This is a genomic window from Pseudomonas fluorescens, from assembly GCF_902497995.1.
GTDB lineage: Bacteria > Pseudomonadota > Gammaproteobacteria > Pseudomonadales > Pseudomonadaceae > Aquipseudomonas > Aquipseudomonas fluorescens_BK.
The window spans coordinates 1-23,267 of record NZ_CABVII010000009.1; the positions used below are offsets into that span (position 1 = coordinate 1).

At 60.1% G+C, this 23,267-nt stretch carries 24 protein-coding genes and 1 riboswitch; of the genes, 15 read left to right on the plus strand and 9 right to left on the minus strand.

Annotation, left to right across the window (positions count from 1 at the left end; genetic code table 11):
- Positions 1–238: 238 nt before the first annotated feature.
- Positions 239–1,225 carry an NAD(P)/FAD-dependent oxidoreductase gene (locus tag F8N80_RS12200; protein WP_150783955.1) on the minus strand — a complete coding sequence of 329 codons (987 nt, stop codon included), beginning with the start codon at positions 1,223–1,225 and terminating at the stop codon, positions 239–241.
- Between the two features lie 197 nt (positions 1,226–1,422).
- Between F8N80_RS12200 and F8N80_RS12205 the strand changes: the two genes are divergently transcribed.
- Entirely contained in the window at positions 1,423–2,325 is a 903-nt protein-coding gene (locus tag F8N80_RS12205; RefSeq protein ID WP_150746226.1) for a TIGR01777 family oxidoreductase, read from the plus strand.
- A 13-nt stretch (positions 2,326–2,338) separates the two neighbouring features.
- The gene (gene hemH, locus F8N80_RS12210) at positions 2,339–3,361 is read left to right on the plus strand and encodes a ferrochelatase (protein ID WP_150783956.1); all 1,023 of its coding nucleotides are present in this window, start codon (positions 2,339–2,341) and stop codon (positions 3,359–3,361) included.
- A gap of 104 nt (positions 3,362–3,465) precedes the next feature.
- Here the strand turns inward: hemH and F8N80_RS12215 are convergent, their stop codons facing one another.
- Positions 3,466–4,740, minus strand: a complete 1,275-nt coding sequence (locus tag F8N80_RS12215; RefSeq protein WP_150746224.1) for a uracil-xanthine permease family protein — start codon at positions 4,738–4,740, stop codon at positions 3,466–3,468.
- Between the two features lie 2 nt (positions 4,741–4,742).
- Positions 4,743–5,381 (minus strand): uracil phosphoribosyltransferase, encoded by a 639-nt coding sequence (gene upp / locus F8N80_RS12220; protein WP_064675925.1) that lies wholly within the window; start codon positions 5,379–5,381, stop codon positions 4,743–4,745.
- A gap of 163 nt (positions 5,382–5,544) precedes the next feature.
- Here upp and F8N80_RS12225 point away from each other — a divergent pair, with 163 nt between their 5' ends.
- The 4 genes from F8N80_RS12225 to F8N80_RS12240 all read left to right on the plus strand — a co-directional run bounded on the left by F8N80_RS12225 (position 5,545) and on the right by F8N80_RS12240 (position 7,590).
- A complete protein-coding gene (locus tag F8N80_RS12225) occupies positions 5,545–6,102 on the plus strand; it encodes a hypoxanthine-guanine phosphoribosyltransferase (RefSeq protein WP_150746223.1) in 558 nt (185 codons plus the stop codon).
- A gap of 4 nt (positions 6,103–6,106) precedes the next feature.
- A complete protein-coding gene (locus F8N80_RS12230) occupies positions 6,107–6,580 on the plus strand; it encodes a WbuC family cupin fold metalloprotein (protein WP_150746222.1) in 474 nt (157 codons plus the stop codon).
- Between the two features lie 173 nt (positions 6,581–6,753).
- Positions 6,754–7,239: a hypothetical protein gene (locus F8N80_RS12235; protein WP_150746221.1), complete on the plus strand. Its 486-nt coding sequence runs from the start codon at positions 6,754–6,756 to the stop codon at positions 7,237–7,239.
- A 63-nt stretch (positions 7,240–7,302) separates the two neighbouring features.
- Positions 7,303–7,590, plus strand: coding sequence for a PA4642 family protein (locus F8N80_RS12240; protein ID WP_150746220.1), 288 nt, complete (start codon positions 7,303–7,305; stop codon positions 7,588–7,590).
- 204 nt (positions 7,591–7,794) lie between these two features.
- On the opposite strand, the gene mqo is transcribed toward F8N80_RS12240, so the two are convergent.
- A complete protein-coding gene (gene mqo, locus F8N80_RS12245; RefSeq protein ID WP_150746219.1) occupies positions 7,795–9,303 on the minus strand; it encodes a malate dehydrogenase (quinone) in 1,509 nt (502 codons plus the stop codon).
- Positions 9,304–10,042: 739 nt separating this feature from the next.
- Complete coding sequence (locus tag F8N80_RS12250) at positions 10,043–10,276, minus strand: hypothetical protein (protein ID WP_150746218.1); 234 nt, start codon at positions 10,274–10,276, stop codon at positions 10,043–10,045.
- A gap of 200 nt (positions 10,277–10,476) precedes the next feature.
- On the opposite strand from F8N80_RS12250, the gene F8N80_RS12255 reads away from it, so the two are divergent.
- Both F8N80_RS12255 and F8N80_RS12260 read left to right on the plus strand, forming a co-directional pair.
- A complete protein-coding gene (locus F8N80_RS12255) occupies positions 10,477–11,061 on the plus strand; it encodes a YajG family lipoprotein (RefSeq protein WP_150746217.1) in 585 nt (194 codons plus the stop codon).
- 293 nt (positions 11,062–11,354) lie between these two features.
- The gene (locus F8N80_RS12260; protein ID WP_150746216.1) at positions 11,355–11,633 is read left to right on the plus strand and encodes a hypothetical protein; all 279 of its coding nucleotides are present in this window, start codon (positions 11,355–11,357) and stop codon (positions 11,631–11,633) included.
- Between the two features lie 45 nt (positions 11,634–11,678).
- Here F8N80_RS12260 and F8N80_RS12265 read toward each other — a convergent pair whose 3' ends face one another.
- Complete coding sequence (locus F8N80_RS12265) at positions 11,679–12,845, minus strand: 1-acyl-sn-glycerol-3-phosphate acyltransferase (protein WP_150746215.1); 1,167 nt, start codon at positions 12,843–12,845, stop codon at positions 11,679–11,681.
- Between the two features lie 139 nt (positions 12,846–12,984).
- On the opposite strand from F8N80_RS12265, the gene F8N80_RS12270 reads away from it, so the two are divergent.
- From F8N80_RS12270 to F8N80_RS12285, 4 genes are all read left to right on the plus strand, one after another.
- Positions 12,985–13,167, plus strand: a complete 183-nt coding sequence (locus F8N80_RS12270; RefSeq protein WP_008153387.1) for a CPXCG motif-containing cysteine-rich protein — start codon at positions 12,985–12,987, stop codon at positions 13,165–13,167.
- A gap of 13 nt (positions 13,168–13,180) precedes the next feature.
- A complete protein-coding gene (locus F8N80_RS12275; RefSeq protein ID WP_150746214.1) occupies positions 13,181–13,441 on the plus strand; it encodes a putative signal transducing protein in 261 nt (86 codons plus the stop codon).
- 35 nt (positions 13,442–13,476) lie between these two features.
- Complete coding sequence (locus tag F8N80_RS12280; protein ID WP_150746213.1) at positions 13,477–14,100, plus strand: SOS response-associated peptidase; 624 nt, start codon at positions 13,477–13,479, stop codon at positions 14,098–14,100.
- Between the two features lie 280 nt (positions 14,101–14,380).
- Positions 14,381–15,199 (plus strand): M48 family metallopeptidase, encoded by an 819-nt coding sequence (locus tag F8N80_RS12285; protein WP_150746212.1) that lies wholly within the window; start codon positions 14,381–14,383, stop codon positions 15,197–15,199.
- Between the two features lie 174 nt (positions 15,200–15,373).
- On the opposite strand, the gene F8N80_RS12290 is transcribed toward F8N80_RS12285, so the two are convergent.
- The 3 genes from F8N80_RS12290 to F8N80_RS12300 all read right to left on the minus strand — a co-directional run bounded on the left by F8N80_RS12290 (position 15,374) and on the right by F8N80_RS12300 (position 18,323).
- Complete coding sequence (locus F8N80_RS12290) at positions 15,374–15,958, minus strand: TMEM165/GDT1 family protein (RefSeq protein WP_150746211.1); 585 nt, start codon at positions 15,956–15,958, stop codon at positions 15,374–15,376.
- An 88-nt stretch (positions 15,959–16,046) separates the two neighbouring features.
- Positions 16,047–16,171, minus strand: a riboswitch (yybP-ykoY riboswitch).
- A gap of 154 nt (positions 16,172–16,325) precedes the next feature.
- Positions 16,326–17,324, minus strand: coding sequence for a class I SAM-dependent methyltransferase (locus F8N80_RS12295; RefSeq protein WP_150746210.1), 999 nt, complete (start codon positions 17,322–17,324; stop codon positions 16,326–16,328).
- A gap of 33 nt (positions 17,325–17,357) precedes the next feature.
- Complete coding sequence (locus tag F8N80_RS12300; RefSeq protein ID WP_150746209.1) at positions 17,358–18,323, minus strand: 2-hydroxyacid dehydrogenase; 966 nt, start codon at positions 18,321–18,323, stop codon at positions 17,358–17,360.
- A gap of 91 nt (positions 18,324–18,414) precedes the next feature.
- Between F8N80_RS12300 and F8N80_RS12305 the strand changes: the two genes are divergently transcribed.
- The 3 genes from F8N80_RS12305 to F8N80_RS12315 all read left to right on the plus strand — a co-directional run bounded on the left by F8N80_RS12305 (position 18,415) and on the right by F8N80_RS12315 (position 23,248).
- Positions 18,415–19,044, plus strand: a complete 630-nt coding sequence (locus F8N80_RS12305) for a LysE family translocator (protein ID WP_150746208.1) — start codon at positions 18,415–18,417, stop codon at positions 19,042–19,044.
- A 247-nt stretch (positions 19,045–19,291) separates the two neighbouring features.
- Positions 19,292–20,974 carry a fatty acid--CoA ligase gene (locus F8N80_RS12310; RefSeq protein WP_150746207.1) on the plus strand — a complete coding sequence of 561 codons (1,683 nt, stop codon included), beginning with the start codon at positions 19,292–19,294 and terminating at the stop codon, positions 20,972–20,974.
- A 336-nt stretch (positions 20,975–21,310) separates the two neighbouring features.
- Positions 21,311–23,248 carry a DUF1302 domain-containing protein gene (locus tag F8N80_RS12315; protein WP_150746206.1) on the plus strand — a complete coding sequence of 646 codons (1,938 nt, stop codon included), beginning with the start codon at positions 21,311–21,313 and terminating at the stop codon, positions 23,246–23,248.
- Positions 23,249–23,267 lie beyond the last annotated feature (19 nt).

Here is a 23,267-nt window from a genome sequence, read left to right on the forward strand (position 1 = left end):
AGCTCTTCCAATTTTGGCCAGAAGCCGATGACGGCTTCCTCGAATAGGCCTAATACATAGATGCAACGGGGCGGCAGTTTTTTTGAAAGCGGGTAGACAGTGGGGGCGAGTCCATACATAGGAGCTGGCTTGCCAGCGAAGGCGATTTCAGCTTCGACAATGATGTTGACCGTTCCGCCGCCTTCGCTGCGGTGCGGCGATCCGACAAGCCAGCTCCTACAGGGGGATCTAAAGCGGTCTACTGCAAGTGTGCAAGCAGCCGCCTGGCCGCTTCCTGGCCGCTGAGCCAGGCACCTTCGACGCGCCCGGACAGGCACCAGTCGCCGCATACATAGAGGCCCAGATCGGCATCGGCCAGCACGCCCCATTCATGGCTGCTGGCAGGGCGGGCGTAGAGCCAGCGATGGGCAAGGCTGAAGGTTGGAGGGGGCATGGCGTCGTGCAGCAGTTCGGCGAACGCGCCATGCAATTGCTCGATCACTGCTTCCTTGGGCAGGTCGATATGCTGCCGGCTCCAGGCACTGGTGGCATGCAGTACCCAGGTGTCCAGGGTGTTGTCGCGCCCGGGTTTGCTGCGGTTGCGGGCCAGCCAGTCGAGTGGGCTGTCCTGCACGAAACAGCCTTCCATGGGCGTATCCAGTGGCGTTTCGAAGGCCAGTGCGACAGCCCAGGTCGGGTCCATTTTCACCCCGGCGGCGGCCCCGGCGAGCTTCGGCGCGGAGGCCAGTAGCGCGGTGGCCTGCGGCGCCGGCGTGGCGATCACCACATGGCCGAACGGGCCGTGGGTGAAGCCTTCGGCATCCTGCAGATGCCAGTGCTCTTCGCCACGATAGACCTCGGTGATCCGGCAGGCGAATTGCACTTCCAGATCGCCAAGCAGGCCGCGGGTGATGGCGCTCATGCGTGGCGTACCGACCCAGCGGGTCTGTTCGTCCGGCGACAGATTGAGCTGACCGCCGTGATAGGTGTAGAGCTGCGGCGTCCACTCGGCGACCCAGCCGTTGGCTTGCCAGCGCTGGACTTCCGTGACGAAGCGGCGATCGCGCGCGGTGAAATATTGCGCGCCCAGGTCCAGAGCCCCCGCCTCGCTGCGTTTGCTCGACATGCGCCCGCCACTGCCGCGGCTTTTATCGAAAAGCTGAACGACATGCCCGGCCTCTGTAAGGGCCTGGGCGGCTGAGAGCCCGGCGATGCCGGTGCCGATGATTGCGATAGGTACAGTCATAGGGGCCTCGTTTACCTTTCTGTACAGACTACGCCGTGGATTAAACCTGTACAATATTGTTTTTTGGTATAACTTTTAGTGTCCTCGTTCTGACAGCTTGGCCTATTGTTAAAACACAGAGCCTGCCCGATACCAAAGATCCCTGCTTATAAAAATAGACTAGTGATCAGGGTAAGACGCCACGCGAGGAAGAAGTCATGCACATATTGCTGACCGGCGGTACTGGTTTGATAGGACGTCAACTTTGCCGACACTGGTTGAGTCAGGGACATCGTTTGACTGTCTTGAGCCGCACGCCGGAAAAAGTCGCGAAGATTTGCGGGACGCAGGTGCGTGGCGTCGCACTGTTCGAAGAAATCGGGCAAGAAACGGTCGATGCCATCATCAATCTGGCGGGCGCACCGATTGCCGACCGGCCATGGACCTCCAAGCGCAAAGCGCTGCTCTGGAGCAGCCGGATCACCTTGACCGAAACCCTGCTGGCCTGGCTCGAAAGCCGCGAGCAGAAACCGCAGGTATTGATTTCGGGCTCGGCCGCTGGCTGGTATGGCGACGGTGGCGAACGGGAATTGACTGAGCAATCGCCTCCCGTCATCGATGATTTCGCCAGTCAGTTGTGCATTGCCTGGGAGGAGACCGCACAACGCGCCGAAGCCTTGGGCATTCGCGTGATCCTGATTCGTACGGGCCTGGTGTTGTCGGCGGAGGGTGGCTTTTTGTCGCGGCTGGTGCTGCCGTTCAAACTGGGGCTGGGCGGGCCGATCGGCAACGGACGCCAGTGGATGCCGTGGATCCATATCAACGATCAAATCGCCCTGATTGATTTTCTTCTGCATCAGAAAGACGCCAGCGGTCCTTATAATGCCTGCTCGCCCAACCCGGTGCGCAATGGTGAGTTTGCCAAGGCGCTGGGCAGCGTGTTGCATCGCCCGACGTTCATGCCGATGCCGGCCCTGGCTTTGAAAGTGTGTCTGGGCGAGTTGTCATTGCTGTTGCTGGGCGGTCAGAAGGCCGTACCGGCTCGCTTGCTGCAAGCGGGATTCACCTTCCGGTTCACTGATTTGCGCGCGGCTCTGGACGAGTTGTCCAGCCGCCTCTGAAATAGGACGTTGCATGACCGATCACGCATTGCTGCTGGTCAACCTGGGCTCGCCTGCCTCCACCTCGGTGGCAGATGTGCGCAGTTACCTCAATCAATTTCTGATGGACCCTTATGTGATCGATTTGCCATGGCCGGTGCGACGGTTGCTGGTTTCGCTGATCCTGTTCAAGCGCCCGGAGCAATCGGCCCACGCCTATGCCTCGATCTGGTGGGAGGAGGGCTCGCCGCTGGTGGTGCTCAGCCGTCGCCTGCAACAGGCCATGACCGCGCAATGGACCCACGGCCCGGTGGAACTGGCGATGCGCTACGGCGAGCCGTCGATTGAGTCGACGCTGGTTCGCATGGCAGGGCAGGGGATCAAACGTATCACCTTGGCGCCTCTGTACCCGCAGTTCGCTGACAGCACGGTGACCACGGTGATCGAAGAAGCCAAGCGAGTCGTGCGTGAGAACAACCTCGATGTGCAGTTCTCGATTCTTCAGCCGTTCTACGACCAACCGGAATACCTTGATGCGCTGGTGGCCAGTGCCAAGCCTCATGTGCAGCAGGATTTCGATCACTTGTTGTTGAGCTTCCATGGCTTGCCCGAGCGGCACCTGAAAAAACTCAACCCCGGCCACAGTTTTGAGGGCGGCGGCGATTGCTGTGCCGGGGCGCCACCGGAAGTGGTCGCGACCTGTTATCGCGGTCAGTGCCTGCGTACTGCAGCCGAGTTTGCCAAGCGTATGGGGCTGCCGGACGGCAAGTGGTCGGTGTCGTTCCAGTCGCGGCTGGGTCGGGCCAAATGGATTGAACCCTACACTGAAACGCGCCTTGATGAGTTGGCTGGAATGGGCGTGAAGAAGGTGCTGGTGATGTGCCCGGCTTTTGTCGCCGATTGCATCGAGACGCTGGAAGAGATCGGCGATCGCGGGCTGGAGCAGTTTCGCGAGGCGGGGGGAGATGAATTGGTATTGGTGCCATGTCTCAATGATGATCCGCAGTGGGCGCGGGCATTGAGTGCCTTGTGCGAGCGAGCGCCGCTGGCGCTATAAGAGCTTCGCGGGCAAGCCTCGCTCCTACAGGTTTTGTGTCGATCAATGGAACGACCACATCCTGTAGGAGCGAGGCTTGCCCGCGAAGGCATTCTCAAGACTGGTTACAACAACGACTCACCCGCCTTCTTGTGCTTCCAGCTGTCATTACCCGGCAGCAACAGGTTCAGCGCAATCGCCGTCACCGCGCACAGCGCAATGCCCTTGAGGCCGAAGTCGTCCGGACCAGTGCCGGTGCCGACCAGCACGCCGCCAATCCCGAACACCAGGGTTACCGAGACAATCACTAGATTGCGCGCCTCGCCCAGGTCGATTTTATGGCGAATCAGCGTGTTCATCCCCACCGCCGCGATCGAGCCGAACAACAGGCACAGAATCCCGCCCATCACCGGCACCGGGATGCTTTGCAGCAGCGCACCGAATTTGCCGACGAACGCCAGGCTGATGGCGAAGATCGCCGCCCAGGTCATGATTTTCGGGTTGTAGTTCTTGGTCAGCATCACCGCACCCGTCACTTCGGCGTACGTGGTGTTAGGTGGGCCACCGAACAGGCCGGCTGCGGTGGTGGCTATCCCGTCACCGAGCAGGGTGCGGTGCAGGCCGGGTTTCTTCAGGTAATCGCGGCCGGTCACGCTACCCACGGCAATCACGCCGCCGATATGCTCGATGGCCGGGGCCAGGGCCACCGGAACGATGAACAGGATTGCCTGCCAGTTGAATTCCGGCGCGGTGAAGTGCGGAATGGCAAACCAGGGGGCTGCGGCGATCTTCGCGGTATCGACCACGCCGAAATAGAATGCCATCGCAAAACCCACCAGCACGCCGGAGATGATCGGCACCAGGCGGAAAATGCCTTTGCCGAATACCGCGACGATCAGGGTGGTCAGCAACGCCGGCATCGAGATCAGCATCGCCGTCTGGTAATGAATCAGCTCGGTGCCGTCGCCCGCCTTGCCCATCGCCATATTGGCGGCAATCGGCGCCATGGCCAGGCCGATGGAGATGATGACCGGGCCAATCACCACCGGGGGCAGCAAACGGTCGATGAAACCGGTGCCTTTGATTTTCACGGCCAGGCCGAGGAAGGTGTAGACGAAGCCTGCCGCCATGATACCGCCCATGGTCGCTGCGAGGCCGAACTGGCCCTTGGCGAGAATGATCGGGGTGATAAAGGCAAAGCTAGACGCCAGGAACACGGGCACCTGACGCCCGGTGACGATCTGAAACAGAATCGTCCCCAAGCCTGCCGTGAACAGTGCCACGTTCGGATCGAGACCGGTAATCAGCGGCATCAACACCAATGCCCCGAACGCCACGAACAGCATCTGCGCACCCGATAGTACCGTGCGCCAGAGCGGATCGTTGAACTCATCCTGCATGGTCAAGCGTCCTTCTGCTTGGTACCGAAGATCTTGTCACCGGCATCGCCCAGGCCTGGAATGATGTAGCCGTGTTCATTCAATTTTTCATCGATGGACGCGGTGTAGATGGTCACGTCCGGGTGAGCCTTCTCCACGGCGGCGATGCCTTCTGGCGCCGCGACCAGCACCATGGCGCGGATGTCGCGGCAACCGGCCTTCTTCAGCAGGTCGATGGTGGCGACCATGGAACTGCCGGTGGCGAGCATCGGGTCGATGATCATCGCCAGGCGTTCGTTGATTTCCGGAACCAGCTTTTCCAAGTACGTATGAGCCTGCAGGGTTTGTTCGTTGCGGGCCACGCCCACGGCGCTGACCTTGGCGCCCGGGATCAGGCTGAGCACGCCTTCGAGCATGCCGATACCGGCGCGCAGGATCGGCACCACGGTAATTTTCTTGCCGGCGATTTTCTCGACCGACACAGTGCCGGCCCAACCTTCGATATCGTAGGTTTCCAGCGGCAGGTCTTTGGTGGCTTCATAGGTCAGCAGGGCACCGACTTCCTGAGCGAGCTCACGGAAGTTCTTGGTGCTGATGTCGGCGCGGCGCATAAGGCCGAGTTTATGACGGATCAGCGGATGGCGGATCTCGAGGATGGGCATGGGAAAGGCTCCGGCGGCGGGCAAAAAAACCGGCCTAGATTAATCTATCCGAGGGTGTTGTCCTATAGACATACAGAACGTTAGTCCACAAACGCTTGATCTGGCCGTGCGGGATGCGTACCTTTGCCCGCTTTTCCTGATTCCCCAACCCCCGGAGAGCGCCATGTCCGCTGATCTCGAGCATATCCGTCAAATCATGCGAGAGGCTGACTGCCTGTACACCGAAGCTGAAGTCGAGGCGGCCATCGCCCGCGTCGGTGCACACATCAACGACCAGCTGGCCGAGAGCAATCCGGTGGTGTTCTGCGTGATGAACGGCGGGCTGATCTTCGCCGGCAAGCTGCTCACCCATTTGCAATTCCCACTGGAAGCGTCCTACCTGCACGCCACCCGTTATCGCAACGAAACCAGCGGCGGCGACCTGTTCTGGAAAGCCAAGCCGGAAGTCTCCTTTATCGATCGTGACGTGCTGATCATTGACGACATCCTCGACGAAGGTCACACCCTGGGCGCGATCATCGACTTCTGCAAACACGCCGGCGCGCGCCAGGTGCACACCGCCGTGCTGATCGACAAGGACCACGACCGCAAGGCCCGCCCGGACCTGAAAGCCGATTTCGTCGGCCTGCCGTGCGTCGACCGTTACATTTTCGGTTACGGCATGGACTACAAAGGCTACTGGCGTAACGCCAACGGGATTTTTGCTGTTAAAGGAATGTAAGAACATGACCACGCCGAGCTTTCTTGATCAAACCCTGTTCACTGAATTGGCCGAGAAAGCCGCGGCTAATCCTCGCGGGCGTCAGCATCACAACTTCCATCAGATGGAAGATGCCTGTCATCGCATGGCCGTAGGCTTGCAGCCAAACACGTACATCCCGCCTCACCGGCACTTGGGCGAGAACAAGGCTGAAACCTTGCTGGTCCTCAAGGGGCGGCTTGGCGTGTTGATCTTCGATGAGGCCGGTGTGGTACTGAAGAAGCAAGTCCTTGCGGCTGGTGGCGACTGTGTCGGCGTGGACCTGCCAACGGGCGTGTTTCATGGCCTGGTGGTGCTGGAAGCTGACAGCCTGATGTTCGAGTGCAAGGCTGGCCCTTATCGCCCGGTCGGTGAGGGTGAGCTTCCACATTGGGCGCCGCGTGAAGGCGAGCCCGGCGTCGCCGAGTATCAGGCCTGGATGCGCGCGCAGTTCGATTGATCTCCACCCACCTTGTAGGAGCGAGGCTTGCCCGCGAAGGCGGCGTGTCAGTCAAACACTCATTGACTGACACACCGCCTTCGCGGGCAAGCCTCGCTCCTACAGGGGCGGTGTACACCGAATCACCTCGGTCAGCCATGCTAGAGTGCTCGGCCCCGTCTCCGGAGCCCGTCATGAGCCTTTTGATCCGCAGCTGCGCCGCCCTGTTGCTGACCCTCAGTTTGCCCCTGTCTGCTGCTCCGGCGCCGATGCACGCGCAGTTCCTGCCGCCGGACGACCTGGCCCTGCGTGACGCGCCTCCCGAGCAGCAACAATTGCTGCAGGTCACCGAATACGCCGTGGTGGTGGGCAGCCAGCGCCAGTCCAACCAGCAGCCCATTCCGGTCACTTCCCCGTTGCTGATCCGCCTCAAGGGCAAACCCCTGAACAAGGGCGCGACCATCAATCAGGTACTGGTCAACTTCGATGGCGAAAGCAAAAGCCTGAAAAAGCCGATCTACGACGACAAGAGCAAAACCCTGACGCTGTTTTACCCGATGGCCCAGTACCGCGTGTTGATCGACCTGTTGCGCAATGACATGGTGTATTGCCAGTTCCTCAGCTACGCCAACGGCCATGTCTGGGCCGATCTGCACACCGGTAGCGTTCGTCCGCGTTGAGCCTGGCGGCAAGTGAGGGGTAAACTGCCCGCCCCGTGAAATGTCTGCGAGCTGGAGTCGGCAATGCGTAAAGATAAGAAACAAGTGATTGGTGACGAGATCGGCGATGCGCAGATCAAGCTGTTCCTCGATTTTGAGCCGGTCGACGCCACTTCGCCGTCGCTGCACAAGCTGATCAAGGCTTACCGCGGCCTGCGCATCGATGATTTCGAGCGTTTTCTGACGTTCTTCGTCGAGGCCGGTTTTGACCTGGGCGGCAAGGATGAGCACGGTAATGACTTCGTTGCCCTGATCAAGGATCAGCGCAATGCGGCCGAATACATCGAGTTGATCGCCAAGGCGCGCGGCTAATTATTGCCCTGACTGGGGTAGTGATTGTGCTGGCCCCTTCGCGAGCAAGCCCGCTCCCACCTTCTGATCGCGGTCTAATGTGGGAGCGGGCTTGCTCGCGAAAGCGGTGTAATTAACACCGAAGATCTTAGAGCCATTAGTTTCACCGCCCATAAAAAAACGCCCCGTTTTCAATGAGAACGGGGCGTTTTTCATGGGACCGAATCAAGCGTAGCTTTCGGTCTCGCTGCTTGCTTCAACCAGTTCCAGCGCGATGTTGTTCTGCACATTGATCTTGCGATACAGCGCAGCGTCGGTTTCCAGAACCTTTTCCCGAGCCGGGAAGATTTCCGCCAGTTTGGCAGCCCATTCACCTTTTGCTTTGTTCGGGAAGCATTTTTCGATCAGCTCAAGCATGATCGAAACCGTCACCGAAGCGCCTGGCGAAGCGCCGAGCAGTGCCGCCAGGGAACCGTCCTTGGCTGCAACCAGTTCGGTACCGAACTGCAAGACGCCGCCCTTTTTCGGATCTTTCTTGATGATCTGCACCCGTTGGCCGGCCACTTCCAGGCGCCAGTCTTCGGCTTTCGCCTGTGGATAAAAGCGACGCAGGGATTCCAGGCGCTGCTCCATCGACTGCATGACTTCGCTGACCAGGTACTTGGTCAGGTCCATGTTGTTTTTCGCCACGGCCAGCATCGGGCCGATGTTGCCAGCGCGAACCGACATCGGCAGGTCCATGAAGGAACCGTGCTTGAGAAACTTGGTGGTGAAACCGGCGTAAGGCCCGAACAGCAGGGACTTCTTGCCATCGACCACGCGAGTGTCCAGGTGCGGCACCGACATCGGTGGCGAACCGACTGCAGCCTGGCTGTAGACCTTGGCCTGGTGGTGCTTGACCACTTCCGGGTTGTCGCAACGCAGCCATTGGCCGCTGATCGGGAAGCCGCCGAAGCCTTTGCTTTCTTCGATGCCCGAAGCCTGCAACAGCGGCAGTGCCGCGCCACCGGCACCGAGGAAGACGAATTTGGCATCGACTTCACGGGTGTTGCCGCTGTTGACGTCCTTGATGCTGACGGTCCAGCCACCGTTGTTACGCTTCAGGCCGGTGACGCGCTTGCAGTACTTGACCTGGGCATCGGGTGCGCTGGTCAGGTGCTTGAGCAATTGATTGGTCAGGGCGCCGAAGTTGACGTCGGTGCCGTTCATGACGCGAGTGGCGGCGACGACTTCGTCGGCCGGCCGGCCAGGCATCATCAGCGGCATCCACTCGGCCATGGCGGCCTTGTCTTCGGTGTATTCCATGTCCGAGAAGGCGTGGTGCTTGCTCAGCGTCTTGAAGCGTTCCTTGAGGAAGGAAACGCCATCGTTGCCTTGCACGAAACTCAGGTGCGGCACCGGGCTGATGAACGTTTTGCAGGAGCCGAACGTGCCTTTTTTGGTCAGGTAGGACCAGAACTGCTTTGACACCTCGAACTGGGTGTTGATGTGCACGGCTTTCTTGATGTCGACGCTGCCGTCGGCGGCCTGTGGCGTGTAGTTCAGCTCGCACAGCCCGGCGTGGCCGGTCCCGGCGTTGTTCCACGGGTTGGAACTTTCCGCGGCACCGGAATCCATCAGCTCGACGACTTCCAGCTTGATCGCGGGGTCGAGCTCTTTGAGCAGTACAGCCAGGGTGGCACTCATGATGCCGGCCCCAACCAGTACTACGTCGACTGCTTCGTTATGCGCCATTTAACGCGTCTCCAAAATCTGCAGCACCAAATTGTCGGCATGGCTGCCAGGCGTTGCGGGGCGTGTCAGTGATGCCCCAGGTACCCATGGCAGTGTCGCCATGTCCGAATCTTCGCAATTTTTCGCAACTTCGACGGACGCTACCTGCCGGTCTAAAAGAGTTACATGAACTCACTTCAACGCGCGGCTGGCAATTCGACTTATGGTCGATACATCCGTTTGTGCAACCAAATCCGTAGCGGACAGGCTTCAGGCTCCGGTGTTCGAGGAATACTCGGTCCTGTGTCGTTGGGCTGTTTGAGACGCTAATGGTGCATGTTCAGACGCAAAACTATTCATTTGCTCGCCACACTCTTGTGAAGTTGTGAAAACCCGTTTTTTTCACGCTCTTTTGAAGACGTGAACCTCAAAAAGGGCTGCCCCAGCCTGGCACACCGTGCCCGGATGGATGGCCGCCATGCAATACATGACAGTCAAAACGGGCAAACAGCTCAGTGACCGAGCGTAATGACAGCTCTGCAGATTCGCGAAAAGTGGGGTTTTTGCTTAAGGGACAGCAAGCGCGCCAGCTTCACTCGATCTGTGTGGGCGGCTCTCTGTGGGCGGTGCGGGGTGCCAATACCTGGGCATTGACGATGCTGCGAGGCCCGATCAGGAGACGTCCTTATAATCGGGGGCAGATTGTAGCGAAGAAACGCAGGGAAATGGTCGAGTTTGATGAGTTTTATTAGGCGTTCGGTCAGATGGTCAACAGATGTTGCACCCGCGCGCGCGGTTGGCGCTGGTTGACGCGGGCAGTGGCGGGCAGGGGATGGTGCAGCCAGTTGAGGCGGATTTCTTCGATTTCGACCCAGCCATCGCCCATGGGCTGGAGGCTGCACTGCTTGAATGCCTGGCAATGGCCATTGCGGTCGAGCAGGACGAAGCAGCGATGCAGCGGGCGTGGCGCGAACAGCGAGATCAGATGACGCATGGCGAAGTACCTAGGGGGAGCCTGCTGTGAAGATTGGCATTGAGTCGTGACGCGAAAGTGTATGAGCGATGACAGGTGTGTGACAGGTAGCGCGATCTGAAAGGTTTGTCGGACTTTTCCGAGATTGTTGCGCTGGTTCGCTGCGGTGGCGCACCGCTATACTGCGGGCTTGTTTGTGCCTGAATTCTGGAGAGAAAAGCATGTTGCAGCGCCTGTTGTTCGGTTTGATTACTGTGACCAGTTTGACCCTGGTCGGCTGCGCCCACAGCCCGCAACAACTGAATCCGGAACCCAAGCTGACGACGCAGCTGGCGCCGGTCGGCCGTGGCCAGCCAGTGGTGGTGCGCGTGGTGGACGGTCGTCCGTCGCCAACCCTGGGCACCCGTGGTGGCTTGTATCCGGAGACCAGCGCGATCACTGTGCAGGGCGCGCAGATTCTGCCGAAGTTGCAGGCTCAGGCCGAAGCGGCCGTGCGTCTGCTGGGCTTTACCCCGACGTCCAACGCGCTGAATGCGCCGCAGCTGACCGTGACCCTGGCGGAGCTTAAGTATCAGTCACCCAAGGAAGGCATGTACGTGACCGAGGCGACCATTGGCGCGACCTTCCGCTCCGATGTGCAGAACGCCAACCGCCGTTACAGCGGCCGCTACGGTGCATCCCTGGACCAGCGTTTCGGTATGGCGCCCAACCAGGAAACCAATACCAAGCTGGTCAGTGATGTGTTGAGCGATGCGTTGACGCGTCTGTTCAAGGATCCGACGATTGGTCAGATTCTCAACGAATGATGCGAACCCTCCTTGTCGGAGCTGGCTTGCCAGCGAAGAGGCCGTCCCATTCAACGCAAGTGTTGACTGATCTGACGCCTTCGCTGCGGTGCGGCGATCCGACAAGCCAGCTCCTTACAGCGGGGGCGTTGGGTTCGGCGTGTAGCGGACGGCAGATTGACACAGGACAGTAATCTGCCAGATGGTGAGTTATTTGTCGCAAAGGGCGGGGCAGCAGGGGGAGGGTTTCGGTAGAATCCGCGCCGCGGTCGTCGGTCCGGCGTCTGCCACAGCTGTTTTTTCCGAGGTTCGTGATGTCGCTGCATTTGATGACGCTGTTTACCGCCCATCCCGCCAAATTGATCAACCTGCTGGCCTTGCTGTTTGCCTTCCCTGGCAGCTGGTTGCTGCATGCGACCCGTCGTCGTGAGCAGCGTGCGTTGGCGAGCATCGACGCGCAACGCCAGCGTCGTCCTGGCGAAGAGCCCAATCTGGATTGGGCGACCTTGCGCATGAACCGGTTTTTCTACCGCTTCGGTTTCGCCTGCCTGGGGTTGGCGCTCTTGGTGTCGTGGATCAGCACACAGGTCTGATGTGTGGCGAGGGGACAAGCCCCCTCGCCACATCCAGCCATTACCTTACAAAGGCAATCCCGCCTTGACCCGGTACTGATTACGCACCGGCGTCGCATATTGCAGCACCAGGAACGGGCGATGTTCCTCCGGGCATGCCTCCAGACGTCGTTGCCATTCCTCCTGTGCCTTGGCCAGTTCATCGGTCGCGAACACTTCGGTGGCTTTCGGTACCTGCAATTGCGGGTCGGCGTCTTTCCACTGCGCATACGCCAGGTAATGCACCGGGAATAACCGGTAGCCGCCGAGAATCTGCTTGTCCATCTCGATCGCCAATTGCTTGGTGTCATCGAACAGCTGGGTGATCGGTGCGGCGAAGTTCACATGGACACGGCCCTTGTAGCCGGTGATGCCCTTGGCGATGCTCACGTCGTCCTCGCCCGGCACTTTGGTGTAGCTGCCCGTGGTGGCGCGGATGAACAGCTCGCGGGCCTTGGCCTGGTCGCACGGGTCGTACTCGTAGCTGATCGACACCGGAGTGAGGTTCAGCGAGCGGATGACTTCGCCGAACGGCTCGCCCTTGCGGCTCATGTGGAACATCTTGAGGATCGCCGATTCGGTGCGATCGTCGCCGTCCTTGGCGCGACCTTCGGCCTGTGCGATCCAGATCGACGCGCAATCGTTACGGATCGAGTGGTTGATGTAGGCCGACAGCAATTGATAGGCCGCCATCTTCTCGCGCCGACCGCTGATCGAACGGTGCACGATGAAACTCTTGTTCAGTCGCATCAGGTCGCTGACGAAGGGCTTTTGCAGCAGGTTGTCGCCAATCGCGATGCGGGGTGTCGGCAGGCCGGCGTGGTACACCGCGTAGTTGACGAAGGCCGGGTCCATCACGATGTCGCGGTGATTGGCGATGAACAGATAGGCGCTGCCGGACTTGAACTGCTCGACGCCGGTGTACGTCACGCCGTCGGTGGCCCGCTCAATGGTGTGGTCGACGTAGAACTCGACTTTGTCCTGCAACGTGGCCACCGAATTGACGCCGGCGAACTCACGGCGCAGCCGATGAGCTATAAGAGGTTTGAGCATCCAGCCGAAGGCACCGGCATAACGCGGGAAGCGGAAGTGGATGAGAATATCTAGAAACGCCTTGTCACCAAGCAGCCGGTTCAGCACTGCCGGGACTTCGCTATCGTCGTAAGGTCGGATGGCATCGAATTCGCCCATCATGCTCTCTTGTTGGAAACGGCTAGGGTAAGTAAAGGTTTTGATCGAAAACCAACGGGGCACGGTCTGAAAAGGTAGCCAGACAAAAATAGCCCTGCAAATAGACCGGCGATTATACGCACAAGTCACCTGGGAGACCGCGATGCTGGAAACCGAGCGCTACGAATGTCCGTATTGTGGTGAAGAGGCTGAAGCTGTTCTGGACTTGTCCGGCGGCGATCAGACGTATATCGAAGACTGCCCGGTGTGTTGTCGCCCCATTACGTTTGTCCTGCAGACCGACGGTCAGGAATGGTTGCTCGAAGTCCACAGCGAAAACGAATGAAAAGGGGCGCCCCATGCAGCGAATCTACGAGCCGGAAAACCTGATGGAAGGGGAGTTGTTGCAAAGCATGCTGGCCAGCGAGGGCGTCGAGGCGCATCTGGTGGGTCGAGATTTGCTCGGGGGCACCGGCGAATTGCCGATCTTCGGTCTGCTGGGGCTATCGGTCGATAACGATCAGGCTGACTACGCCAGGGAACTGATCACTGCGTACAATGCAGCACTGCCGATGTACGGCGATGAACCGGAGAGTTTTCCCGGCACGCTGGTCTGTTAGGCTGGTGTTCGTTTTATCCAGAGTTGTATTGCCCCATGTGTGGACGTTATGCCCTGTTTCGCTGGAACCCCGCCTTCGCGGCGTTGCCTGGTTTCCCCGCCGATCAACAGGCCCAGTGGAATATTTCTCCCAACGATTCGGTGTTGATGCTGCGCGCCGGCAGTGATGGCCAGCGTGAGTTGGCCCGTGCCCGTTGGGGACTGACCCCGCCGTGGCTGACCGACCTGTCCCGCACCCCGGCCCATGCCCGCGCCGAAACCGTGGCCGAACAGCCGATGTTCCGTGAGGCCCTGCGTTCGCGCCGCTGTCTGCTACCGGCCAACGGTTTCTACGAATGGCGCGGCACCACCCGCAAGCGCCCGTACTGGCTCACCCCGGCAGAGGGCTCGGCGCTGTTTTTTGCGGCGATCTGGGAGGCCTATCCGGTGCAGGAACAGGTATGGCTGAGTACGGCGGTGATTACCCAGCCGGCGGCGAGTCAGCGTCGGCCGTTGATGCTCGACGCAGCGGGGCAGGAGGCGTGGCTCAATCCCGAGACACCCTTGCATGGGTTGCAGGCGTTGCTTGCCAGCGAGCCCACGGCGTTGCGCGAGCGGGTGCTGGCGAACATGGTGAATGATCCGAAGCTCAATGGGCCGGAGTGTCTGACGCCGGGTTGATTCGGCGCCTGTGCCGGCCCCTTCGCGGGCAAGCCTCGCTCCTACAGAGAAATGCATTCCTCCTGTAGGCGCGAGGCTTGCCCGCGAAGGGGCCCTACTGTCTGGCCATGAACTGATGGGTCTATGGCCTGCTCCCGCCGCACTGGGCTCATCCGCTGTAAAGTTTTTTTGCTGCAGCGATGGGAGGTTTATCCGAAATATCAGTCTGCATGTCTGTTGTATCTGGCGCCGATACCCATCCACGCCTAGGATACCCGGCACGTTTTCAGGGAGTTTTTTGATGAGCAAGACATTGGTTTTGTGTGCGCTGAGCGCAGGTTTGCTGCTCGCCGGTTGTCAGTCGGTCAATACCACCAGCGGTGGCGCTGTGGGCGTTGAGCGCAAACAGTACATGTTCAGCATGTTGTCGACTGATGAGGTCAACCAGATGTACGCCCAGTCTTATCAAAAGACGGTGGGCGAGGCGACCAGCAAAGGTGTGCTGGACAAGACCAGTAGCGACGCCAAGCGCGTCCAGGCGATTGCCGACCGGCTGATTGCCCAGGCACCGAAATTTCGTCCGGATTCGGCTCAGTGGAACTGGGAAGTCAATCTGATCAAGAGCGACGAACTCAACGCCAACTGCGGGCCGGGTGGCAAGATCATTTTCTACACCGGGCTGATCGACAGCCTGAAGCTGACCGACGATGAAATTGCCGCGATCATGGGTCATGAAATCGCCCACGCCCTGCGCGAGCACGGTCGGGAAGCGATGTCCAAGGCCTACGGTATCGAGATGGCCAAGCAGGGGGCCGGTGCCTTGTTCGGCCTGGGCCAGGACAGCCTGGCGCTGGCGGACACCGTGGCCAACTACGGCATGACCCTGCCCAACAGCCGTTCCAATGAAAACGAGGCGGACTTGATCGGCCTGGAACTGGCCGCGCGCGGTGGTTACAACCCGAATGCCGCGATCACCCTGTGGAACAAGATGAGCAAGGCCTCGGAAGGTTCGCCTCCGGAGTTCATGAGCACTCACCCGGCTTCGTCGAGTCGTATCGCTGCGTTGCAGGCGGCGATTCCGAAGGTCATGCCGTTGTACGAGCAGGCCAGGAAATCCTGAAGTTCATATTGCGCAGCTGCTGACGCTTTCGCTGTAGGAGCGAGGCTTGCCCGCGAAGGGATCGATGCGGTCCGCCTGATATACCGCGTTTTCGTTCTTCGCGGGCAAGTCGGATCGCCGCACCGCTCGCTCCTACAGCGAAGAACGATTACGCGGTGCTACTGACTAAACGCATCAAACCCACCCACTGCTCTGCATCGCCTTGTACACCGCGACAAGGGCCAGGATGAGGAACGCCGACGCCGCCAGGCGACGGATCAAGGTCAATGGCAGTTTGTCTGCGGCAAAGTTACCCGCCAGTACCACCGGCACGTTGGCAATCAGCATGCCGAGGGTGGTGCCGATGATCACCAGCCACAGTTCCGGGTATTGCGCTGCCAGCATCACGGTGGCGACCTGGGTCTTGTCACCCATCTCCGCGAGGAAAAACGCGATCAGCGTCGTCAGGAACGGTCCGAACTTGCGGGCGGTGCTGGCTTCGTCGTCGTCCATCTTGTCCGGCACCAGGGTCCAGAGCGCCGTCGCGGCGAAGCTGGCGGCGAGGATCCAGTGCAGCGTCGCATCCGAGAAGAAACTGCCGAACCAGGCGCCTACCGCACCGGCTGCCGCATGGTTGGCCAGGGTCGCGGCGACGATGCCGGCGATGATTGGCCAGGGTTTGCGAAAACGGGCGGCGAGAATGAGCGCGAGCAGTTGCGTCTTGTCGCCGATTTCGGCCAAGGCAACGATTGCGGTGGGAACGAGCAGAGAATCCAGCATCAGGGTTTTCCTAAGGGGCGGGTCGACACGGCTATGACACGTACAGCCTTCCCGCCCCGGGTAAGGTGTTCGTGTCATAGGTCTTGTCAAACCCTGCGTTCCGTCTGATGCGGACGCTTGGGTCGCATACGCCATGGTCTTTTGACCAAGTATGTTGACGTATGCCGGACGAGCATGGCGCTCGTGGGAGACTACTCCCCTAGGACGGAGCGGATTCTGCCTAGGCAAATCCGATTGAGCAAGCCCCAATGACGCTTTTCGTAGGAGCCAGCGGTGCGGCGATCCGACTTTCCGGCGAAGGCTCTCTTGAGGGCGCCTTCGCCGGCAAGTCGGATCGCCGCACCGCTGGCTCCTACGGGGCCGATTTTCAGCCGCGCTTGGCCCGGTAGATCCGGAATCCTTGCCCTTCGGCCTTGATCGCACACACACCAAGGTGCTCTTCGATCAGCGGCTGGTACTTCAGGAAGCTATTCGCTACCAGGCGCAGTTCGCCACCATTTTTCAGATGTTTGGCCGCTTTTCGCAGCAAGTTCTCCGTGGCGTGATAATCGGTATGCACCCCGACATGGAAGGGCGGATTGCTCAAAATGGCACTCAAACCCATGGGCGCGGCATCGATTCCGTCACCGGTGATAACGTCCGCTTCGAGGCCGTTGGCGGCCAATGTCAGACGACTGCTGGCAGCGGCAAACGCATCCACGTCCAGCAAAGTCACCAGATTGTGCGGGTAGCGCCGTTTCACCGCCGCGCCCAACACCCCGGCGCCGCAACCGAAGTCCAGCAGATGGCCGCTCGGCAACTTGTCCAGATGTTCCAGCAGCAAGGCGCTGCCGCGATCCAGCCGGCCGTGGCTGAACACGCCTGGCAGGCTGATGACTTTCAACGGACCTTCGGCCAGCGGCAGTTCATATTCCTGGGCCAGGCTTTCCAGCGATTTGGCTTGCGGCGCATTGGCCACGGTGACCTGCCATAGCTGGCAATGCCGCGCGCTGTCGAGTTTGCGCGGTTTGCCGAAGGGGTTCAGTTGCTTGGCCGCGCCCTCGATGCCGCTGCGCTTTTCGCCGACCAGATACACCTCGCGACCGGCCAGGCGCGAGGCGACGGCATTGAGGATGTAATCGGTCAGGTCCTTGGACTTGGGCAGAAACACCACGGCGGCGTCGAACTCGCGCTCCGGCACCGTTACGCCAAAATGGCTGCGCTCGGCAAAACGCGCGTCCAGCGCCGCTTGATCGCCGGCATGCCAGCACCAGCCATGGGCATCGGGCAGACGGCCCAGCAGATCGTCGGCGGGCAAGCCGGCCAGCAACACCGAACCCTGGAATAATTCAGCCTGACGAAGCAGTACTTCACTGCGCGGATCCATAATCTGCTCCTTGAAAAAAAGTGCCGCAGTTTATCAACTGACGACCCGCAGCGCTTTACCGCTGAAATATCCCTGAGCGTTTTCGGTCAATTGGCCAACGATGCGCTGCCGCGCTTCGCGACTGCCCCAGGCGTTGTGCGGAGTGACGATCAGCCGCGGGATGTCATGGGTCAACAGCGGGTTGCCAGCGGTCGGTGGCTCGACGCTCAGCACGTCGGTGGCGGCGCCGCCCAGATGACCGTTGCGCAAGGCATCGGCCAAGGCCTGTTCGTCGATCAGGCCACCGCGCGCGGTGTTGATCACGAAGGCGCCGGGTTTCATCGACGCAAGTTCCGGGGCACCGATGAAGTGGCGGGTGTGTTCGTTGAGCGGGCAGTGCAGGGTCAGCGCGTCGATTTGCGGCAGCAGTTCATCCAGTGGCAAGCGATCCGGCCGGGGCGGGCGTCCCGGAATCTGCCCCAGCAGCACGCGCATGCCGAACGCTTCGGCCAGTCGCGCGACCGCGCCGCCCAATTCGCCGTGACCGAGCAAGCCGAGGGTTTTGCCTTCCAGTTCGACGATCGGATAGTCCAACAGGCAGAACTGTTTGGCTTGCTGCCAGCGGCCTTCACCGACGGCTTTCTGATAGTCGGCCAGGCGTGTCGCCAGATTGAGCAGCAACATGATCGTATGCTGGGCCACCGACGGCGTGCCATAACCCTGGCAATTGCATACGGTAATGCCATGGGCACGGGCTGCCGCGAGGTCGACGTTGTTGGTGCCGGTAGCGGTGATCAGGATCAGCTTCAGCCCGGGGCTGGCGGCGATGGTCTCAGCATCGATCAGGATTTTGTTGCTGATGGCGACGGTGGCGCCCTTGAGGCGCTCGATGACCTGGTCAGGCGTGGTCTGTGCAAACAGTTGCAGTTCGCTGAAACAGGCGCGCAACGGGCTGAGGTCGAGATCGCCCAGGTCCAGGGAGGGGTGGTCGAGGAAAACGGCGCGGCAAGAGTTCGTCATCAACTGTACCTTTTGTGCATTGAACTGAAGGCGTAATCTGCCGAGCCTACCAGATGAAACAAACAGTTACGCTTGGCCAAAAGGAGTTCCCATGTACTGGACAGAGTTCTTGACCGTTGCCCTGATTCATTTGCTGGCGGTGGCCAGCCCCGGCCCGGACTTTGCCGTGGTGGTGCGTGAAAGCGTGACCCACGGTCGTCGCGCCGGCACCTGGACGGCGCTGGGCGTCGGCACGGCGATTTTCCTGCACGTCGGTTATTCGTTGCTCGGCATCGGCCTGATCGTGTCGCAGTCGATCGTGTTGTTCAACGCCTTGAAGTGGGCCGCCGCCGCTTATCTGTTGTATATCGGCTTCAAGGCCCTACGTGCGCAGCCGGCCAGACCGGTGACGGACGATCTGCACAAGGAAGCAGGCGAGCGTACGGCTCGTGGCGCCTTCACTTCGGGTTTCGTGACTAACGGCCTGAACCCGAAAGCCACGCTGTTCTTTCTGTCGCTGTTCACCGTGGTGATCAATCCGCACACGCCGCTGGCGGTACAGGCCGGATACGGCGTTTATCTGGCGGTGGCTACCGCCGTATGGTTCTGCCTGGTGGCGATGCTGTTCAGCCAGCAGCGTGTACGCGCCGGTTTTGCCCGCATGGGCCATTGGTTCGACCGGACCATGGGCGCGGTGCTGATCGCCATCGGCGTGAAACTGGCGTTTACCGAGATGCATTGATCCCTTGTAGGAGCCGGCTTGCTGGCGATGGCATCACCGCGGTTATTCAGATACACCGCGGTGACGCTTTCGCCAGCAAGCCGGCTCCTACAGCGGGCTGTGCCTGGGCCGGGTACGCACAAGTGCTGGCGCAACGCTAGCAACTGCTCGGTTCTGCAAATCATTCCTTTGGCTGATTTGGCTGGCGCCCAAGGGCACTAGAGTGCTTACTTTCAGCCACGACCGTGCAGTCAGAAAAGGGATTCTTATGTTGCAGACTCGCGTTATCCCCCCAGCCGAAGGCGCTTACCAGTATCCGCTGTTGATCAAACGGTTGTTGATGTCCGGCGCGCGTTACGAGAAAACCCGCGAGATCATTTACCGCGACCAGTTGCGCTACAGCTATCCGACCCTGATCGAACGGGTCGCACGGCTGGCCAACGTACTCACTGCAGCCGGTGTCAAGGCCGGCGATACCGTGGCGGTCATGGACTGGGACAGCCATCGATACCTGGAGTGCATGTTTGCCATCCCGATGATCGGTGCGGTGATCCACACCATCAACGTGCGCTTGTCTGCGGAACAGATCCTCTACACCATGAACCACGCCGAGGACCGCTTCGTGCTGGTCAACAGCGAATTCATCGGGCTGTACAACGCGATTGCCGGGCACCTGACCACGGTAGAGAAAACCCTGCTGTTGACCGACCTGCCGGAAAAAACCGCCGATTTGCCGAACCTCATCGGCGAGTACGAGCAGTTGCTGGCGGCCGCGAGCACGCAGTACGAGTTCCAGGACTTCGATGAAAACTCGGTCGCGACCACCTTCTACACCACCGGCACCACCGGTAATCCCAAAGGCGTGTATTTCACCCATCGGCAACTGGTGCTGCACACCATGGGGGTGTCGACGATCATGGGCGCCATCGACAGCGTCCGGCTGCTGGGCACCAACGACGTGTACATGCCGATCACCCCGATGTTCCATGTGCACGCCTGGGGCCTGCCATATGTGGCGACCATGCTCGGCCTCAAGCAGGTCTATCCCGGTCGCTACGATCCGGAATACCTGGTGGAACTGTGGCGCAAAGAGAAGGTCACCTTTTCCCACTGCGTGCCGACCATTCTGCAGATGATCCTCAACGCCAAGGCTGCGCAAGGCACCGACTTCGGTGGCTGGAAAATCGTCATCGGCGGCAGTGCGCTGAACCGTGCGCTGTACGAGGCGGCCAAGGCCAAGGGCATTCAGCTGACCGCCGCCTACGGCATGTCGGAAACCGGGCCGCTGGTGTCGTGCGCGCACCTCAACGATGAGCTGATGGCCGGCACCGAAGACGAACGCACCACGTATCGGATCAAGGCCGGTGTGCCGGGGCCCCTGGTGGAGGCGGCGATCGTCGACACCGACGGCAACTTCCTGCCCGCCGATGGTGAGACCCAGGGTGAGCTGGTGCTGCGTGCGCCGTGGCTCACCGAGGGTTATTTCAACGAACCGCAAAAGGGCGCCGAGCTCTGGGCCGGGGGTTGGCTGCACACCGGTGACGTGGCGACCCTGGACAGCATGGGGGTAATCGACATTCGCGACCGGATCAAGGACGTGATCAAGACCGGCGGCGAGTGGATTTCCTCACTGGACCTGGAAGACCTGATCAGTCGCCACCCGGCGGTACGCGAAGTAGCAGTGGTGGGCATTGCCGATCCGCAGTGGGGCGAGCGGCCGTTTGCCTTGCTGGTGATCCGCGAAGGCCAGGTTATCGGGGCCAGGGAACTCAAGGAGCACCTCAAGCCGTTCGTGGAGCAGGGGCACCTGAGCAAGTGGGCCATCCCGAGCCAGATCGCCCTTGTTACTGAAATTCCCAAGACCAGTGTCGGCAAACTCGACAAGAAGCGGATTCGCGTCGACATCACCGAATGGCAAGCCAATAACAGCACCTTCCTCTCGACGCTTTAAGCGTCTCCTGGCGTGCCCGAAAGGGCACGCCAGGCCCACCAAGCAAGCGCTTGGCTTGTGAAATGCGGATTTTCAGCCATCCTTGCCGGGCCGACAGGTGTCGGATTGGCAAGGGACTGTTCCAGAGTGGTTGGCCGCTGCAAATCACACTTTAGAGGGATCAAGCAGTACTACCTGCTGGCTATAGTCCGCTCAAGGATTTTTAAGGACGGAGCAAACGCACAGACCGGGGCGATGCAACTTTGGAATGACTTAGGGCCACCTTGGCGCCCAGTCATCCATAGCGTTTTTAAGAGTGCTAATTGCCATAACAATAATGCACATGGAGTAGCGTCGATGACATCAGTAAACCAGTTCTGGCGCAGGGCGAAACTGCCCCTGGCGGTCAGTCTTGCCTCTACGCTCGCCGGGCCAGCATTCGGCGTCAGTTTCAACGTTGGTGAAATCGAAGGTCAGTTCGACTCATCCCTGTCGATCGGAGCCAGTTGGTCTACCGAGAGTGCCAACAAGAACCTCATCGGCGTCAACAACGGTGGTCGCGGCCTGTCCCAGACCTCCGATGATGGTCACTTGAACTTCAAGAGCGGGGAAACGTTCTCGAAGATCTTCAAGGGGATCCATGACCTTGAACTGAAATATGGCGACACCGGCGTTTTCGTCCGTGGCAAATACTGGTACGACTTCGAACTCAAGGACGAAAGCCGTCCGTTCAAGGACATCAGCGACAGCAACCGCAAGGAAGGCGCCAAGTCCGCGGGCGGGCAGATCCTGGATGCCTTCGTCTACCACAACTATGCGATCGCCGATCAGCCGGGCTCAGTGCGGCTGGGCAAGCAGGTCGTGAGCTGGGGCGAAAGTACCTTTATCGGTGGCGGCATCAACTCGATCAACCCGATCGACGTTTCCGCTTTCCGTCGTCCAGGTGCCGAGATCAAGGAAGGCCTGATCCCGGTCAACATGTTCTACGTATCCCAGAGCCTCACCGAGAACCTCTCGACCGAAGCCTTCTATCAATTGGAATGGGACCAGACCGTTACCGACAACTGCGGCACGTTCTTCTCGCAACCGGACGTGATCTCCGATGGTTGCGACAATAACCTCGCGGTATTGCGTACCCGCAATGGCCTCAACGGTGCACTGGCGGCTGCGGGACTGCCGGCTGGTTTGCGTAATGCCAGCATCAACACCCTCGCTGCCAGGGGCGTGACCTGGGGCGACCCGGATGAAGGTGTGATCGTTCGTCGTGGTCCGGATCGCGATGCACGGGACAGCGGCCAGTTCGGCGTGTCCTTCAAATACATGTTCGATCCACTGGACACCGAATTCGGTGCCTACTTCATGAACTACCACAGCCGTGCGCCGATTTTCAGCGGCCATGGTGCGCCGGCGAGCGCCTACAGTGGAGCAGGCCTGGTGGGCGGGCTGGTGGGCGCCGGTGTTCCGCTCGGCGTTGCGGCCGGCCTGGCGCCGACCTTGCTGCCGTTGGTGGTGGCGGGCAACTCCAGCTACTACGTCGAATACCCTGAGGACATTCGCCTGTATGGTCTGAGCTTCTCTACTACGTTGCCCACCGGTACAGCTTGGAGTGGTGAAGTCAGCTACCGGCCGAATGCTCCGGTTCAGCTCAACACCACCGACATCCTCTTTTCCGGTCTGACGCCACTCAACCCTAATGTTTCCGTGCTTCAAGGACAGCCAGGGCAGGATCAACAAGGCTATCGCCGCAAGGAAGTGACCCAGCTCCAGACCACCTTGACCCACTTCTTCGACCAGGTGATGGGCGCCGATCGACTGACCCTGGTGGGCGAGGTCGGCTTTACTCACGTCGGCGGCCTGGAAAGCACGTCCAAGGCGCGTTACGGCCGTGACCCGAGCTACGGTCCTGGTCCGTTGCCAAGTGGCCAGTGCGTGGCATTGAACACTTCCACCCTGGCGGGCGGTCCGCAAAACAACGTCAGTCGCTATTGCGAAAACGATGGTTTTACCACCGCAAACTCCTGGGGTTATCGCGGTCGTGCCATCTGGGAATACAACAGTGTATTCGCCGGGGTGAACCTCAAGCCGAACGTGGCCTGGTCCCATGACGTGGAAGGTTACTCGCCAGGCCCTGGCGGCAACTTCGAGGAAGGTCGCAAAGCGGTCAGCCTGGGCGTCGATGCCGAGTACCAGAACACCTACACCGCAAGCCTTGCGTACACCAACTTCTTCGACGGCAAGTACACCACCACGGATGACCGCGACTTTGTTGCGCTCAGCTTCGGCGTGAACTTCTAAGCACTGTATTTTCAGGACG